This is a genomic window from Persicobacter diffluens (assembly GCF_036244895.1).
GTDB lineage: Bacteria > Bacteroidota > Bacteroidia > Cytophagales > Cyclobacteriaceae > Persicobacter > Persicobacter diffluens.
In genome coordinates this window covers 16,987-31,706 of the sequence record NZ_BQKE01000008.1, presented here as the reverse complement: position 1 = coordinate 31,706, position 14,720 = coordinate 16,987, and the positions used below count along the sequence as shown (strand labels likewise).

Annotated in this window: 13 protein-coding genes; 8 read left to right on the top strand and 5 right to left on the bottom strand. The window is 38.8% G+C overall.

Going from position 1 to position 14,720, the window contains the following annotated elements; genetic code table 11:
* Window positions 1-4 precede the first annotated feature (4 nt).
* A complete protein-coding gene (locus AAA970_RS26595) occupies window positions 5-496 on the top strand; it encodes a hypothetical protein (protein ID WP_338239974.1) in 492 nt (163 codons plus the stop codon).
* Between the two features lie 55 nt (window positions 497-551).
* Here AAA970_RS26595 and AAA970_RS26590 read toward each other — a convergent pair whose 3' ends face one another.
* Window positions 552-923: a thermonuclease family protein gene (locus AAA970_RS26590; RefSeq protein ID WP_338239972.1), complete on the bottom strand. Its 372-nt coding sequence runs from the start codon at window positions 921-923 to the stop codon at window positions 552-554.
* A 222-nt stretch (window positions 924-1,145) separates the two neighbouring features.
* Here AAA970_RS26590 and AAA970_RS26585 point away from each other — a divergent pair, with 222 nt between their 5' ends.
* A complete protein-coding gene (locus tag AAA970_RS26585) occupies window positions 1,146-2,669 on the top strand; it encodes an IS5 family transposase (RefSeq protein ID WP_338236803.1) in 1,524 nt (507 codons plus the stop codon).
* Window positions 2,670-2,802: 133 nt separating this feature from the next.
* Here the strand turns inward: AAA970_RS26585 and AAA970_RS26580 are convergent, their stop codons facing one another.
* A complete protein-coding gene (locus AAA970_RS26580; RefSeq protein ID WP_338239970.1) occupies window positions 2,803-3,237 on the bottom strand; it encodes a transposase in 435 nt (144 codons plus the stop codon).
* Window positions 3,238-3,302: 65 nt separating this feature from the next.
* On the opposite strand from AAA970_RS26580, the gene AAA970_RS26575 reads away from it, so the two are divergent.
* From AAA970_RS26575 to AAA970_RS26550, 6 genes are all read left to right on the top strand, one after another.
* Window positions 3,303-3,590 carry a transposase gene (locus AAA970_RS26575; RefSeq protein ID WP_338239969.1) on the top strand — a complete coding sequence of 96 codons (288 nt, stop codon included), beginning with the start codon at window positions 3,303-3,305 and terminating at the stop codon, window positions 3,588-3,590.
* Entirely contained in the window at window positions 3,581-4,525 is a 945-nt protein-coding gene (locus AAA970_RS26570) for an IS3 family transposase (protein ID WP_338239999.1), read from the top strand. Before AAA970_RS26575 ends, AAA970_RS26570 begins: the two co-directional genes overlap by 10 nt.
* A gap of 269 nt (window positions 4,526-4,794) precedes the next feature.
* The gene (locus AAA970_RS26565; protein ID WP_338239968.1) at window positions 4,795-8,673 is read left to right on the top strand and encodes a T9SS type A sorting domain-containing protein; all 3,879 of its coding nucleotides are present in this window, start codon (window positions 4,795-4,797) and stop codon (window positions 8,671-8,673) included.
* A gap of 80 nt (window positions 8,674-8,753) precedes the next feature.
* Entirely contained in the window at window positions 8,754-10,874 is a 2,121-nt protein-coding gene (locus tag AAA970_RS26560) for an RHS repeat domain-containing protein (protein ID WP_338239967.1), read from the top strand.
* A gap of 1 nt (window position 10,875) precedes the next feature.
* Window positions 10,876-11,349: a hypothetical protein gene (locus AAA970_RS26555; RefSeq protein WP_338239966.1), complete on the top strand. Its 474-nt coding sequence runs from the start codon at window positions 10,876-10,878 to the stop codon at window positions 11,347-11,349.
* A gap of 109 nt (window positions 11,350-11,458) precedes the next feature.
* Window positions 11,459-12,043, top strand: a complete 585-nt coding sequence (locus tag AAA970_RS26550) for a recombinase family protein (RefSeq protein WP_338239964.1) — start codon at window positions 11,459-11,461, stop codon at window positions 12,041-12,043.
* Between the two features lie 67 nt (window positions 12,044-12,110).
* Here the strand turns inward: AAA970_RS26550 and AAA970_RS26545 are convergent, their stop codons facing one another.
* The 3 genes from AAA970_RS26545 to AAA970_RS26535 all read right to left on the bottom strand — a co-directional run bounded on the left by AAA970_RS26545 (window position 12,111) and on the right by AAA970_RS26535 (window position 14,720).
* Window positions 12,111-12,953: a hypothetical protein gene (locus AAA970_RS26545; RefSeq protein WP_338239963.1), complete on the bottom strand. Its 843-nt coding sequence runs from the start codon at window positions 12,951-12,953 to the stop codon at window positions 12,111-12,113.
* Window positions 12,934-13,674, bottom strand: a complete 741-nt coding sequence (locus AAA970_RS26540) for a ParA family protein (RefSeq protein WP_338239961.1) — start codon at window positions 13,672-13,674, stop codon at window positions 12,934-12,936. Before AAA970_RS26540 ends, AAA970_RS26545 begins: the two co-directional genes overlap by 20 nt.
* A 299-nt stretch (window positions 13,675-13,973) precedes the next feature.
* Window positions 13,974-14,720: a hypothetical protein gene (locus AAA970_RS26535; RefSeq protein ID WP_338239959.1), complete on the bottom strand. Its 747-nt coding sequence runs from the start codon at window positions 14,718-14,720 to the stop codon at window positions 13,974-13,976.

Genomic DNA, 14,720 nt, shown 5'->3' with positions numbered 1-14,720 from the left:
TAATATGAAAAAATTCACTCTAATATTTATCCTTACAGTAGTAGGTATTTCTACTTCAATTGCTCAGACAATTAATCAGACTGATATTAATACCACATGTTTTGTTCTTTCGGAGTTAATGACAGAAGCAATAAGAAATGAAGATACCGAGTCTGTTTTAATTTACTCCAATACAATAGAAAAAATCAGAAAAAAGTATACTATAAATAAAAAATATGAGGCCTATTTTAATTCAATAAAAGTTCTAAATCCAAACATTAAAGGGATTTTGATTTCTTTAAATAATCCTCCAAAGTCACCTGGGTTTTCAAATAAAGAAATAGATGATTTCATTCTGTTACGAAAGAGTGGAATATCATTAATGGATTTTAATGAGTTTTTAACCCTTAAAAAATTGGGGCAAGGAACAATAAAAATTGAGAATATGCATGAACTAGAGCTAAAGAACATAGAGAAGTTTAAAAAGGAGGTGGAAGCAATAAAACTTAAAAATTAAGCTTTGCCTAATCGAGTACATGTTACTGCCATCTAAAAAGATAGCGGAGCACACTTTAAAAATTATTTTCGACGCCGAAACTCCAAAGGCCTTTCTTTTCACTCTTAGCCTGCTCATGAAGATCAGCAAGCAATTGGTCTTCTGGCGCGTATCGTTTATAATGCCAGGCTAACCCTTCACCCACTAGCCAGGCATTAACATAAACACTTTCTAAATGTACCTTTCCGATCAATCTTTCATATTTATCTTGCCCTACTACTATCACCATAACCTCCTTTCCTGCAATTAAATTAGACACGGCCTTTTTTGATTTTTGACCGAACGCTTGCGCCTTTTCCGGAGCATCAACACCGTAAAATCGAATTCTATGTTGCTTTTTATCCTTATCCAGGATGATTATAGTGTCTCCATCTAAAACCTTTACCACTTTTCCGGATATCTCAGGATCGAAAAAGGAAAAAGCCGAGACAAAATTAAGGATACACGACCAAATTGTAAGTAGGGTCTGCTGAAATAGTTCGAATTATCTAAAAACGACTGAAGATCAACTTATTAAATCACATTAAATCTCTTTTAGTGCAAGGGGAAATTTTGTAAATTGTCCTTTAAATAGCCCCAGGGCTCCTTTCCTACTTTTTTAGCTTGCACTATGATTAAGCATTCCCCTGATCAACTTGAGATTTCTGATTTTATGGACCCGTATTTGGGTGGCCTTAATCCCAATAATAGATGGATTATTATGGCCAAAGAAATTCCTTGGAGTCAATTAAAAAGGATCTATGAACGGAACATGTCCTTCGACAAAGGAGCTAGACCTAAACCAGCGCGTTTAGTGATTGGAGCCTTGATTATCAAACACAAATATAAGTTGTCTGATAGAGAAACAATTGAACAAATCAAAGAAAGTCCATATCTACAATACTTTGTTGGATTGCATAAATTTCAACATGATCAGGTATTCGATTCTTCATTATTTCCGACAATTAGAAAGCGTTTGACCATAAAAGACTTTAATGATTTAAGTCACTTACTCCAGAGTCATGACGTTAGTATTGATGAGCAAAGCGAACTTCGTGATGAAAAAAATGTAGAAAGTGATACAAAATATAAGAAGCCTGAAATTGAAAACTCGATTTCAGTTGATGCTACTGTAGCGGTGCAAGAAATTCCTTATCCGACCGACCTGGCTTTGATCAATAAGGCTCGCATTGAATCAGAAAAAATCATCGATATATTATGGGAATTTGTTAAAACAGATGCTAAGAAACCTAGAAGCTATCGACAAAAAGCCCAAAAAGAATTTCTAGCGTTGACAAGAAAAAAGAAGAAAGGCGCCGATTTTTGGAGGGCTGCAAATCGAAAACAACTACAGTATCTTCATCGAAATATAGGGCATATTCATCGTCTATTAGACCAAATTAAGGTAGGTATTCCTTTGAATAAGCGTTTTTTGAAGCTATTGTATGTTATTCAAGAAGTGTATCGCCAACAAATGGAAATGATTGAAGAGAAGAAAAATACGGTTGGTTTCCGTATTGTAAACTTATATCAACCACATATTCGCCCCATCATAAGAGGGAAGTCTGGAGCGAATGTTGAATTTGGAGCTAAAATATCAATATCTATTGACCAAGGCTATTCTTATATTGACCATCATGATTTTGAAGCATACTATGAAGGGGAAGAGGAGATTATCAAAAAGCATATTGAAGCACATAAACTACGGCACCCTCACACTAAGCTAAATGGAATTGTTGGAGACAAAATTTATGGAAATCGAAATGCTAGAGAAGTTTATGATCAAAATGATATAACTTTCGTCGGCTCACCTCTTGGAGCTCCTCCTAAAGATCCTGAAAAAATTAAAGAGCGGGAAGAGAATAAGGTTATCCATCAAAAATTGAGGAGTCATGTAGAAGGAAAATTTGGACAAACTAAAAGGGGGTATGGATTGAATAATATTAAGGCACGAAGATCAGACACCACAAATTCTTGGATTGGTGCCATCTTCTTTATTGCTAACCTTGAAAGATTCATGAAAGGAATCTTTTTTGACCTGTTTTTTAATATTTATAAATATGATTTATGGGCATTAGTTACATCAATCATCGAAGCTGGAATTGGTAAACCAAATTTCAAGAAAAATAAAGAGACCTTTTTAAGCAGACCCTAAGTAAACGAAGTTTAATAATTGAGTTGATTAATAGGGCTCATTTATTTGAAATTAAGATAAATAGTTATTGAAGGGGAGAGGAGCATCATGTACTATTTTGTAAAATCATAAAAAGTACCCCTAGCTCATACAACTAGACATTTATTGATTTGGGGCAAATTTTCCGATCATGGCTTAAGAAGTGAATCAGGATATACTCGCCCCAATTTTCTATTCTGTAATCAGCTTCTGCGATGCATTCGACTCCTTTTCGAAAAACGGAAATGGATCTGTACCTTTTACCATTGGCATAAGTTTTCAGACTAACACTTTTGTACTTTTTCAACCCATGAGCTATGGATACCGAATATGCAAAAACGACAATAGCCATCATTAACCGGCATCTATCTGCTCCCTGAACATTCATTTTTTCAAGGTCAAAACCATTGGTCTTCAAATGTCTGAAACATGTCTCAATTTGCCATCGCTTCCGATAGTCCTCAGCTACTTTATATGCGTTTTTAGATAGATTTGTCAGAAGGAAAATCACAGGTTCCTTTTCCGCATCTTCACTTTTCTTGATGACCATCCGGCAATTAAAGTTACCCCCAATAATCGGACAGCATATATCGCATAAATTGTAACTTGCAGAATATGAAAACACGAAGAAAATTTTCCGCCGATTTTAAAGCCAAAGTGGCAATTGATGCCATTAAAGAGATTCAAACTTTACCGGAGCTGAGCCAGAAATACGAAATCTCCGTTCAGCAAATTAAAAACTGGAAAAAGGAATTTCTTTCAGGGGCTTCTTCCGTTTTCGAAAAGGAAAGTAAGGCCTCAAAGTTGGAGGCATCCCATGAAAGTGAAAAGCAGCAGCTCTATTCCAAAATAGGACAACTTCAAGTTCAGGTCGATTTTTTAAAGGAAGCCTCATTGAAGTAAAGAACAGGAATCAAAGAAAAGTCCTGATCAATGAGGAGCATGTTTCCCTGAGCATTTCAGAACAGTGTGAATTATTAGACATCTCCCGATCAACTTATTATTACAAGCCTAAGGGTGAGACCTCATTGAATCTTGAACTCATGCGACAGATAGATGAAGAATACACCAGAAGGCCTTTCAAAGGAGTCCCTTCCATGACCTCCTATCTGATAAATGACCTTGGATATTCAGTAAATAAAAAGCGAATAGAACGATTATATAAAGTCATGGGCTTAAAGGCCGTGGCTCCCGGACCGCACACTTCAAAACCTAATAAAGAGCATTATATCTACCCCTATTTACTTAAGGGGATGAAAATTGAAGAAGTTAATCAGGTTTGGGAGACTGACATCACCTACATTCCCATGGCTAAGGGCTTTATGTATTTAATGGCAGTAATAGATGTTTATAGCAGATATGTTGTGGGCTGGTCGGTATCAAATACTATGGATGCGGACTGGTGCGTGGAAACCATCAAAGAGTGTATTAACACTCATGGAGTACCACAAATCGTAAATACTGACCAGGGGGCTCAGTTTACCAGTCATGAATTTACTGGGTATTTAAAATCAAAGGATATCAAAATAAGTATGGATGGAAAGGGACGGGCTTTGGATAATATTTTTGTAGAAAGGCTTTGGAGGACGGTAAAATATGAAGATATTTACCTCAATGCCTATGACACCGGCCTTGATCTTCATATTGGATTAATCGAATATTTTAATTATTACAATCAACGGAGAAGACATAGCTCTATCGGAGAGCTTCGTCCTGCAGACGTATATGAAAAGCAGCAATGCCCGACAACATCAGACGCAAAGGTAATTCCTTGTGCTGAGCAGTGTCAAGGGCAAGCAAGTGGGGCTGCCGCAGGCGCAACACAGCCCCACCCTTGACATTACTCATCAAAGGAATTGAAAGGGCCTCAGATGTTTCAGGCAAAAGAAATATTAATTTAAAACAGCGCGATCAGTTGTTCAGGATTCGGGGGGAGCTTTATTCCTTGTCGTTAAATGATCTGGAGGTAACTCAATTTATCTTGATATAATATTAGGGCGTAAAATTTCGATTATTATTTATAAAACACATTCACACTAAACATATAATCCCCTATATTTATAAATTATTGACAAATATTTAAATTTTACATTAACCTATACTCCATATGCGGAAGCCTTATTTTTTTGTGGCTATTTTTTTGTTCTTCAGCCAAATAGCCATGGCACAACCTCAAGCAGAAAAACCACCAAAGATCAATAATTATACCTATGAGGTCAGTAAATTATCACACCTCTTATGGATGGCTATTGGGAATGACTCAGAGGTAGAGGAAGATAGAAGATTAAACAATACCTATAAGTTTGTATCAGATATTGATGCTACTGAAACAAAAGATTGGTATGATGGTCAAGGTTTCCCAATGATTCAGGGCTTTAAAGGAAGTATTGAGGGGCAATTCTTCAAAGTTAAGAACCTATATATTAATCGACCTGAAGAGGATAGTGTTGGCTTTATCGCTCATGGATCGGCGAATATAAGTGAATTAGTATTCGAAGATGTTGAGGTTATTGGTAGGGATTATACGGGTGCATTGATAGGAGCCAATACCCGGAATGGTCCAGATTTCACTGACGTAGTGGTCACGGGCTCTGTAAAAGGGCGTAACCATGTAGGGGGACTTTTTGGGCGAGTAAAATCTTTGAGCTGGACAATAGAACTTAGCCGTTTATTTAATGTTGCAGAAGTGGAAGGGAATTCTCATGTAGGAGGAATTTCTGGGCAAGTTATTGGAGATAGAGCAGAGGTTGGATATTGCCAAAACTATGGGTTTATCTCGGCCAACGAGTTGGTTGGTGGATTATTTGGGAAATCTGAAGTTGATCAGTTGCTCGTATCAAGGAATATCAATATGGGTACTCTAATTGCGGATGAATCAATAGGAATGTTAGTAGGGCAAGGTGAACTATACCGTTCGTACGAAAACTATGCAAATTCGGAACAGGCAAATCAAAATATTAACGCTAATAATTGCACTTTATTAACTAAAACACAATTTGCCTCTACCGACAACTTTGGTGACAACTTTAATTCGTATCATCATTTTGTTGAATACCCGGATTTTATGTCAGATGGGGTAATTCCAATTCCTTCGGCGTTTTATAGGCCCTTTGAATTTTCCGTGTATCGTGGGTATCAATGGATGAAGATGTATTTGAAAAGTATGTGTTTGGCATCCGAAGGTTTCGATCAAAAGTATCGATATGGAGACACAGCCGTTGTGTCCCTTCAATTGGGGGCAGGCACTAAATTTTCACATATATCTGTAAATAATGTAGATTACTTCGAAAACCCGGCAAAGATTCCCATTACCCGAGGAATGAACTTGAGGGTGGATATTTGGCTTGAAGAAGACTATGGCTTCGAAGGTGGAGACGGTAGCTTGGAGCATCCTTTTCAGATCGCCTCCTTTGAACAGTTTGAACAAATTGCTTACAATATTAACTTGGCAAAAAATCACTATGAACTCATTAATGACATCGATGGAGCAGTAACAAAAACAAGACCTGATGGAGGGAAATTCAAACCGGTCTTTTTGAATTCAGATTCACGATTTAATGGAAACTATTTCAAAATAAAGAATGTAGATTTATCAGATGAATTTTCCTTATTTTCCGATAACAATGGGTCTATCAGTAATATAATATTTGACAATTTATCAGCTAAGGGAACGAGTAGTGGGTTATTTGTGAGAAGTAATGGAGGGGTGATTGAGAATTGCCATGTTTCGGGAAACATTTCCTTTAATGCAACGAATTCTAGCAACTATACTGGTATGCTAGTTGGCCAAAATTATGGACAAATTGTCCAGTCATCCGCTATTGGCACTTTGCAGTCGAATACTAATTTGGGTGGGCTTGTTGGTCAAAATAAAGGTAGTGGAACAATCACCAATTGTTTTTCTAAAGTAGATTTAATACTATCGAACAACGATAGACTTTATGGGGGGTTAGTGGCACATAATGAAGGGGCGGTAAGTTTATCCTATGCCATGGGCGGATGCACTTTTAGTAGTACATCTATATATAATAAATATGGCGGAGTAATAGGTAAAGATGATGCCCAAAATAACAATTCAGGGGTTGGGCTTCAATTTGACCTGGATGTTCTTGATCCTAATGCTTATGAGATTATCGACGCAGGTGAATATGGAATGTCTACAGAGGCCTTTGCTAATGAAAGTCGATTCCCTTATTTCGATTTTGACAATGTGTGGGAAATTCGACAGTTAGATGAAATTGATGAGCATCCAAGACCTTATTTGCATTCGTTGATTTATGATAAGTCAATCGATATACATTTTCTACCTACTGAAGCAGAAAAGTCCAAATCTGGTAATAAGGGATACAATATTGGCGATATTGCTGAACTAACCGTTGAAGGGCAAAAAGGTTATCGCTTTTCTCATTGGCAATCAGGGGAAGACACCCTTTCTACCGATCCGAACTACAGCTTTGAAGTAATTGACGAAACACCTATTCAGCTTTTTGCGCATTTTATTTTTGATGATGCAGAGTTTGATGTTAAAGGTAGCGGTAGTGGTATGGATCCTTACCAGATTACCAAACTTGAACATTTGGAAATTATGAGTTATGTGAGCATGCTACAAGATAAATCCTACGTTTTAATGAATGATATTGATGCCTCAGAGACGGCAAATTGGAATCAGGGTAAAGGGTTTAAGCCACTGAATTTTAGAGGACAATTCAATGGGCAGGGTCATCAGATTACCAATCTTTATATCAATAGACCTTTGGAAAATGATGTCGCTTTTTTTGGGGGGCTTATCGGAGACATCTACAATCTTCACCTGAGAAATGCAACAGTAGTGGGTTTGAATAATGTGGGTATATTGGCAGGTACGGCATACAATAAAAAAGCTATTGCCTGTTCGGTTACTGGGCGTGTGCACGGTAATTCAAAAGTCGGAGGACTAATGGGGCGCATTCAAGATTATGACATTCAATACAGTTATGCAAAAGCGGAAGTTTCAGGCGAAAAACGTGTAGGAGGCTTTTTGGGAGAGGGAATGAATTCTTCTAGATTGATTGGCAACTACTCTGCAAGTATGCATATAGGAGAAGGAGAATTTGATCCATTTGCTGCGAGTTCTCCTATTTTTACAATACCTGAACAGAATTATTTTGATCAAGACCTTGCCAATAGTGAAACGGCTAAAGGAGCAAGTGCATTATCTACAAAAGAATTCAAAGAAACAACCTCCTTTGAGGGAGATGCCTGGAATTTTGAAACGATCTGGCAGATTGAACAGGATGTGAACGATCCTTTTTATGGGCGCCCTGTGCATCAATGGGACAATCCGGTTGAAATTACTGCTGAATTAACCGAAGGAGTGACCTTGTCTCCTGTTGTGGGAAAGTACATTCGAGGTGTAAAATTAATGTATAGCGTAGGTACAATAGAGGGATATCAGATCGCGAGTTTAACCATTAGTGGTAAAAAAACAGAATCGAAGTGGGGCCCTTTAAGTATGACTGAAAACAGTCATTTCATTATTTCTGTTAACCGCGACCAGTATAATATAGAAATAGATATCGAAGGACATGGAGAGGTCAGCCCATTTATCAACAGTGCATATCATGGGGAAAGTCATGACCTGGCTTTTATTCCGATGGAAGGTGCGGAGTTATTGGAGGTATTTATCAATGAAGAATCCGTAGGCTATCCATCTATTTACACTTTAGAAAATATCACGGCTGATGTGAAGGTTAAGGCCGTTTTCTCAAGGGTGCTGGCAAATGAAATTTCAAGTGGTTTGAAAGTATATCCGGTTCCTGCTACAGAAAAATTATTCATAGAAGGTTTACATGAGGATAAGTTGCTTCATATTTTAAGCCTCGACGGACGAATTATTAAATCTGTTGAATTCCGAAAAGATCATGCTTGGTTAGATATTGGATCGTTAAGTTCAGGCATGTACTTAATAAAGACTTCATCAGGTACGATCCGATTTATAAAGCAATAATATTCCATTAGTCCAAATTATAGAACGGTGGTTGTGCATATTTAAACCATAGTTATGATGACCGCGATAGGGTGACCTGGATGGCTGAGGAGATTCCGGGGTTACCCCTGAAAGCTACTAGTTATACTTATGGAGGTAGGGATGAGATTGTTCAAATTGCTTACCAACACGATGGAGAGGATGCATTTTATCATTATTTCCAATATGATGCAGACTCTCGTTTGAAAAAGGTATTTGCTGGACCGGAAGAATTTTTAAATCAACGTACTAAAAAACCGTTGAATTCCATGCTGTTGCGGTTGCCACAATACCTGCAAGCAGAGTACAGTTATTATAAGCATGGACCATTAAAACAGTTGGCATTATCTCCTAGAAAGAATGACAGTGATTCGGTTATTGCACTTCAATATTTGGATTACATTTACACTATTGATGGTCGATTGAAAGCGATTAATGATCCACATCAATATGAAGACCGGAAAGAGTTTGCCTTGCAGCTTGATTATTATAGCCAGGACGGTAAGGGGACAGAGTTAATTTTCACTAAAAATATTGAACCTAAATATGACGGACAAATAGCTGCTGGACTTTGGAGAACAGGGCCTGCGCAGACCGATGGTTTTATTACGATGGCCTATGGATATGAATACGATGAGAGAGGGCAATTACATCGCGCCAAATACGGAACAGTTGAAAATAACGAATACATTCATGATCCAAATGACGCATTAGCGACAGAATATGTTTATGATGACAATGGCAATATTGAAATATTGGAACGAAAAGATGATGAAGGGAAAATATTACAAACTGAGAAGAAAGACGTGAACGGTAATACCGAGTATATTTATGATCATATTTTCGATTACAATTACCACGAGGGGACCAATAAACTTTGGCAGGTTTGGACAAATGAAATGCAATATGCGGAATATCGTTATAACAATATCGGGCAACTTGTTTGGGCGGATATTTTGGGAGAGGTGATGCAATTAGAGTATAATAATGAAGGGATGGTGTCGAAAATTTTAAATGAGGATGGTATGCTTCAGTGGAAATACGATTACAATGCAATTGGGCAAAGAAGCAAGAAAACATCATTTAATTTAGTTGGAGAGCCTTCAGAAGAGACTTACTATGTCAGAGATGCTTCAGGAAAGGTATTGGCAATCTATCATAGAAGCCTACTGCTTCAGGAGCAAGTGGTTTTTGAAGAAAAATCTCCTGAATTAGCAGAGATCCCTATTTATGGAGCAGCTAGGTTAGGCACTATATTTGTGGAAAAACAAATAGACGGTTATCCAGAAGATTTTATCCAGTACAATGAAAGTTATGAGCTAAAAGATCATTTGGGGAACGTAAGAACCATAATAAGGCGAGATGATGAACAACAAGCTTTGGCGATTGGGTATAGTGACTATTACCCTTTCGGTTTAAGGATGAATCGATATACCAATGCAAATTACCGTTACGGTTATCAGGGAGAATTTTCTGAAGATGAAACCCAAGAGATAGGTTATAATGTTTTTGAAGCACGACTTTATGATCCTGTCATAGGTAGGTGGATTTCCGTAGATTCTGAAAGACAGCATTCAAGTCCATTTATTTCTATGAGTAATATTCCCAATCTTTATATAGATCCAGATGGATTTAGGGATTGGGTGGCTTTTGGAGAGGGTGCTTTGGGGTTAATTGGTGCTGGTTTTGAAGTTGCGGCTGGTTTTAGCACTGCATCCGCTGGAGTGGGAGGTTTTTTAATTGTAGATGGAGGAGTAAGGGGTATGGCTGCAATGAGAAAAATGTACGTTGCTTATAATGAAACTTCTGACTATAGTTATGAGGCAAGGGATTTGCCCACTAATTCAGGTGGTTTAATTGGGAAAGCGATAGATAAAAGGTTAGGAGATGATAGAGGTATAGCTCAAAAAACATTAGGAATAACGAATGATGCAATAACATTGTTTGTTTCTATTACAGATCCTGGTTTTTCGGAGAGTGTAAAAAATACAGTTGCAGGGACGGCGAGTAGATTGGAAAAAGGGTCTTTATTTTTTCATTACGCGGGATTATATGAAGGAACGTTGTCAAACGCTGGTGCTATTGATAAATTTTTTCCACCACAAGGAGAAATAATAGTCGGTGAAATATTAATTGGTGATGATTTTGATAACTTTATTAATGGATTAGAAAGTTTAAAATGAAATGTTTATAAAAAATGAATTTTACGTATGGATAGAAAAGGATATGTCAACAAAAGTCACAGCCCTATTGGGAGGGCTTTATGTCATAGCATTTATTGCTGTATTAGCCACAATGTTTGGGGATGGACTGAGCTTTAATTTTAAGCTAATATTAAAATCAATACCTCTATTAATATTGTGTGTTGCTGTCTACAGTACTATTTTTGACCACTTAACAACAAATAAAGTTGTAGTTGAGGTAGTAGTTAATAGTAATTACCTAATTATGAGATCTTTTAAAGACTTTAAGTCAAAGAAAGATGGGTGTAAAATACTAATTAAACATGCTAACTATCAAATAATTAAATCTCCTAGAAAGTTATTTGGATTTAAAAAAGCAATTGAATTTGATGTTCCAAATAAAGGTAAGTATTTACTATATCCCGACATGTTTGAAGACCCCAAAGGATTAAACATTTTTAATTGGAAAGATTAAAGCTATACCCTACCCCTATCCAAAATCAGAATACCATAACTTGCTGGTATTCTGATTTTTTTTGATCTTTACCGAATATCACTACCCTACCCGTTCAAATTTTTTCAAAATGAAGGCAATTTACATCCGAGTATCTACCGAAGGTCAGAACATCGCCATCCAAAAAGGAGATGGCAAAGAATTCATCGATAAGTGCTCCGGCACCATCCCGTTTTTTGAACGGCCGGCCGTTAAGAAATTAATCCGGGCTATTGAAGCGGGTAAGATTTCGGAGTTGGAGGTTACTCGCCTGGATCGCTTCGGTCGAAAGGCAGAAGATGTGAAAAAGGCGATCAACTGGTTTGGTCGTAGGAAAGTGCAGGTGATTATTAAAAACCAAGGCTTGGTATGTTTCAATGATCGCTGGTCTTTAACACCTGCTACCCGTATGATCATCGGGGTGCTGGCTGAGTTTGCGGAATTTGAACGGGAGGTAATCAAAGAGAAGACCCTTGCGGGTATTGCCCTGGCCAAGGTGGAAGGGAAATTCAAAGGCAGGAAGCCTGGCTCGAAAAACATCCGGAAGCACCATCAGTACGACAGTGTGATGGCCCATTTGGAATCCGGTAAGTCAGTTACAGCAATCCATCGACTTACGGGTGTTAGCCGGGTGAGTATTGCGAAATGGAGGGATGAAAAAAAAGATCTGGCTTAAATCCAGGTCCGTTAATATATTTTCTTTTCATTAAGCAGGAAGGAGTCTTTCGGTTATAATTTGCGAGTTAGTTCCCCTTCAATAATTCTCCTACAGCCTCTCTCACCGCTTCATAATCCCCACCTTCTTCGAGCTTTCGTAGCATTGCAATTACCTTCTTTTTCTGTACTTCAAAATCCGTCAGCTCCTTAGTCGCTACCTTCTTTTCCAGCACGGTTGGCTCGGCCTTTCCCGCTCCAATCTTCTCCACTACGGCTTTCGAGGCCTTCTGCTCTCCTTTCAAAATCGCCTGCCGTTGTTCTTTCGGCAGCATCTCTAATCCTTTAGCGTAATTAGCATCTTTTTCCACGGTTCGGGCGGAAACCCCGTGTTTTTCGGCTATTACCTCGGAGGTTCGAGCGGCTTCATTTAATGCCGAAAAATTTTCGGCATTAATTTTTGCGGCATTCGCCGATCCTTCTGGCGCCCCTACCTTCTTTTTCATCCGCTCATAAAGCAGTCCACGCAGGTAGCTCGCTTGTTGTGGTGTCAGGTTTCGGCGGCCTAACTGGTGATTAATCATCCAGTCTTTTACCGCCTCGATGTCGGCATACTGTCGGGTCTCTTTAGGGTATTCCGTCAGTTGAAGGTCCTGTATAATGCTGTAACGGTTGTGACCATCAATTAACACCAGGTCTTCTCCCCTATCCCAAAACACTAAAGGGTCCTTCACGCCTTCTTCGGCAATATTTCTTTTCAGTTGCTGATATTCATCCTCCTTTAGTGGGGGGATAAATTCCTTCAGCTCCTCTATGATCGTAATCTTAGTTTTCTCTGTTTTAACCTCGGCCAAGACCTCAGTCATGGAAGTTCTTAAACCTTCCTCTTTCTGAATCGCGTTTCTACTTTTCTTAAGCTGTAACTTTGCCATGAATTTCCTTCGCTAAATTTTTGAAATCTTCGGTTACAGCAGCGGCTGGTGCAAAGTCGCGCAGTGTATTCAACATCATATAAGCTTGCTTCACCGTCGTTGTACTTCTGATTTTACTTTCCAGAACTTGTCCACTGTATTCTTCCTGAAGGTGCTCCAATCCCATTTGATGTGCCTTGGTGGTTTTGTCAAAATTGGAAACCATAATCCCTAGCACTTCCACGTGTTCACTATCTTCGTTGGCTTCTTCAATCATATTCAAAACCTGCCCAACCCCTTGAATACTCTGAACCTCTGCCTGAGAAGGAATCAACACATGAGTGGCAGCCATCACCGCATTAATCGTTGCCCACTCCAGGGAAGGAGCGCAGTCGATAATTACATAATCGTAATCATTCCCTTTTTTTAGCGCTTTTTTGAGTTTGGTGTATTGATTCACCTTCCCCACATACATAGAAGGGAGCGCTGCTAATCCGAGCTCTGCAGGACTTAGGAATAGATTATCGTTTATCGGATAAGCCGGAAGTGCCTGATCGTTTTTGATTGCCGAATAAACAGTCTCGTTTATCTCCACATCAAAATTCATGGTGGCGTTAGCCTGGGCGTCGAAATCCACCAGTAGGACCTTTTGGTTTAAGGCGGCTAGTTCGGCGGCTAAATTTACAGCGATGGTGGTTTTTCCTACCCCGCCTTTGTGGTTGATGATTGCTATGATATTCATTCGTCCAAAAATCTGATCTCTCAAATTTGCCAAATCATCGCTTATCTTCCTAGCTTAAGCATCTAAAAGTACAAGCCGATATTTCGACTTAAGCAGTACGGGTAATCAAGTGCTCGTCAAAAAATAGGGCAAGACTGCTGGTTTATATATAAAAAAAATGCCCCATCAATCAGTTGAAGGGGCTCCCGAAAATAGATTTTTAAATAGAATTTGGAGTGAAGATACTATAAATTTTTATAATTATTGAATTGTAAGTCGTTAAATTTAAGTGGGTTAAGTATTAAAATTTATCGAATCATTCATTTCCCTGATTGCAGCATCCTTTGCCGGAATACATCATAATCTAGGAGTCCTGGAGAAAAGCGATTTTTCTCAAATTTCGCGATTCCACCTTCATGGACGTGTACCACGACATCGCAGTCAAATTCTGGCATATTCCCTCCCCTTGTGGCCCTTCCGGTGGTTGATTGAAAGATGGCCAGGAAGACCGTATTCTGGTTTTTCTTGCGGGCATCGTTGAAATCGGTTTGTTTGAGGTTGGGAATTTTGTTCCAGGAGTCTACCGCAACTACATCGAAATGTTGGGCGGCCCGGTGAATCCCTTCCATTCCACCGACTTCGGAGGCTACCATGATTTCCGGTCGGTTGGCGCCCTGAATGTAATCGTTCATATAGTTTTTGATCACCGTATGATACTGGTCCATTTCCAGTGTGAAAAAGCAAACGGATTTCCCGGCATTGACAAAGGCATTCATCATTTGGAAAAGCAGTCGGGTTTTGCCGGCTCCCTTATCACCGCGGATTAATATTCCCGTTTCGAAATTGGAGATCGGACCGAGCCAGGGTCCCAGGTAGCCATCCAAATTTATGGTTTCCACTTTGATGGGTGCTTTGGCATTGATGGGCGCAAAACCACTCAGGGATTCAGATGATTTTTGGGAAGAGAATTTAAGCTCGATTTCTGCCTGCAGTATTTCTGCTTCGGTTTCGTCCCCTTTCTTCCGGGCTTTCTTCAATGCTTTCTGGTAGTCTTTTAAGGTCTTCAT

Excerpts from the sequence above, each read along its gene's own strand:
- AAA970_RS26535 (WP_338239959.1), bottom strand. The coding sequence starts at position 14,720 with ATGAAGACCTTAAAAGACTACCAGAAAGCATTGAAGAAAGCCCGGAAG.
- AAA970_RS26560 (WP_338239967.1), top strand. The coding sequence starts at position 8,754 with ATGGCTGAGGAGATTCCGGGGTTACCCCTGAAAGCTACTAGTTATACT.
- AAA970_RS26595 (WP_338239974.1), top strand. The coding sequence starts at position 5 with ATGAAAAAATTCACTCTAATATTTATCCTTACAGTAGTAGGTATTTCT.
- AAA970_RS26555 (WP_338239966.1), top strand. The coding sequence starts at position 10,876 with ATGTTTATAAAAAATGAATTTTACGTATGGATAGAAAAGGATATGTCA.
- AAA970_RS26545 (WP_338239963.1), bottom strand. The coding sequence starts at position 12,953 with ATGGCAAAGTTACAGCTTAAGAAAAGTAGAAACGCGATTCAGAAAGAG.
- AAA970_RS26540 (WP_338239961.1), bottom strand. The coding sequence starts at position 13,674 with ATGAATATCATAGCAATCATCAACCACAAAGGCGGGGTAGGAAAAACC.
- AAA970_RS26585 (WP_338236803.1), top strand. The coding sequence starts at position 1,146 with ATGATTAAGCATTCCCCTGATCAACTTGAGATTTCTGATTTTATGGAC.
- AAA970_RS26580 (WP_338239970.1), bottom strand. The coding sequence starts at position 3,237 with ATGGTCATCAAGAAAAGTGAAGATGCGGAAAAGGAACCTGTGATTTTC.
- AAA970_RS26550 (WP_338239964.1), top strand. The coding sequence starts at position 11,459 with ATGAAGGCAATTTACATCCGAGTATCTACCGAAGGTCAGAACATCGCC.
- AAA970_RS26565 (WP_338239968.1), top strand. The coding sequence starts at position 4,795 with ATGCGGAAGCCTTATTTTTTTGTGGCTATTTTTTTGTTCTTCAGCCAA.
- AAA970_RS26575 (WP_338239969.1), top strand. The coding sequence starts at position 3,303 with ATGAAAACACGAAGAAAATTTTCCGCCGATTTTAAAGCCAAAGTGGCA.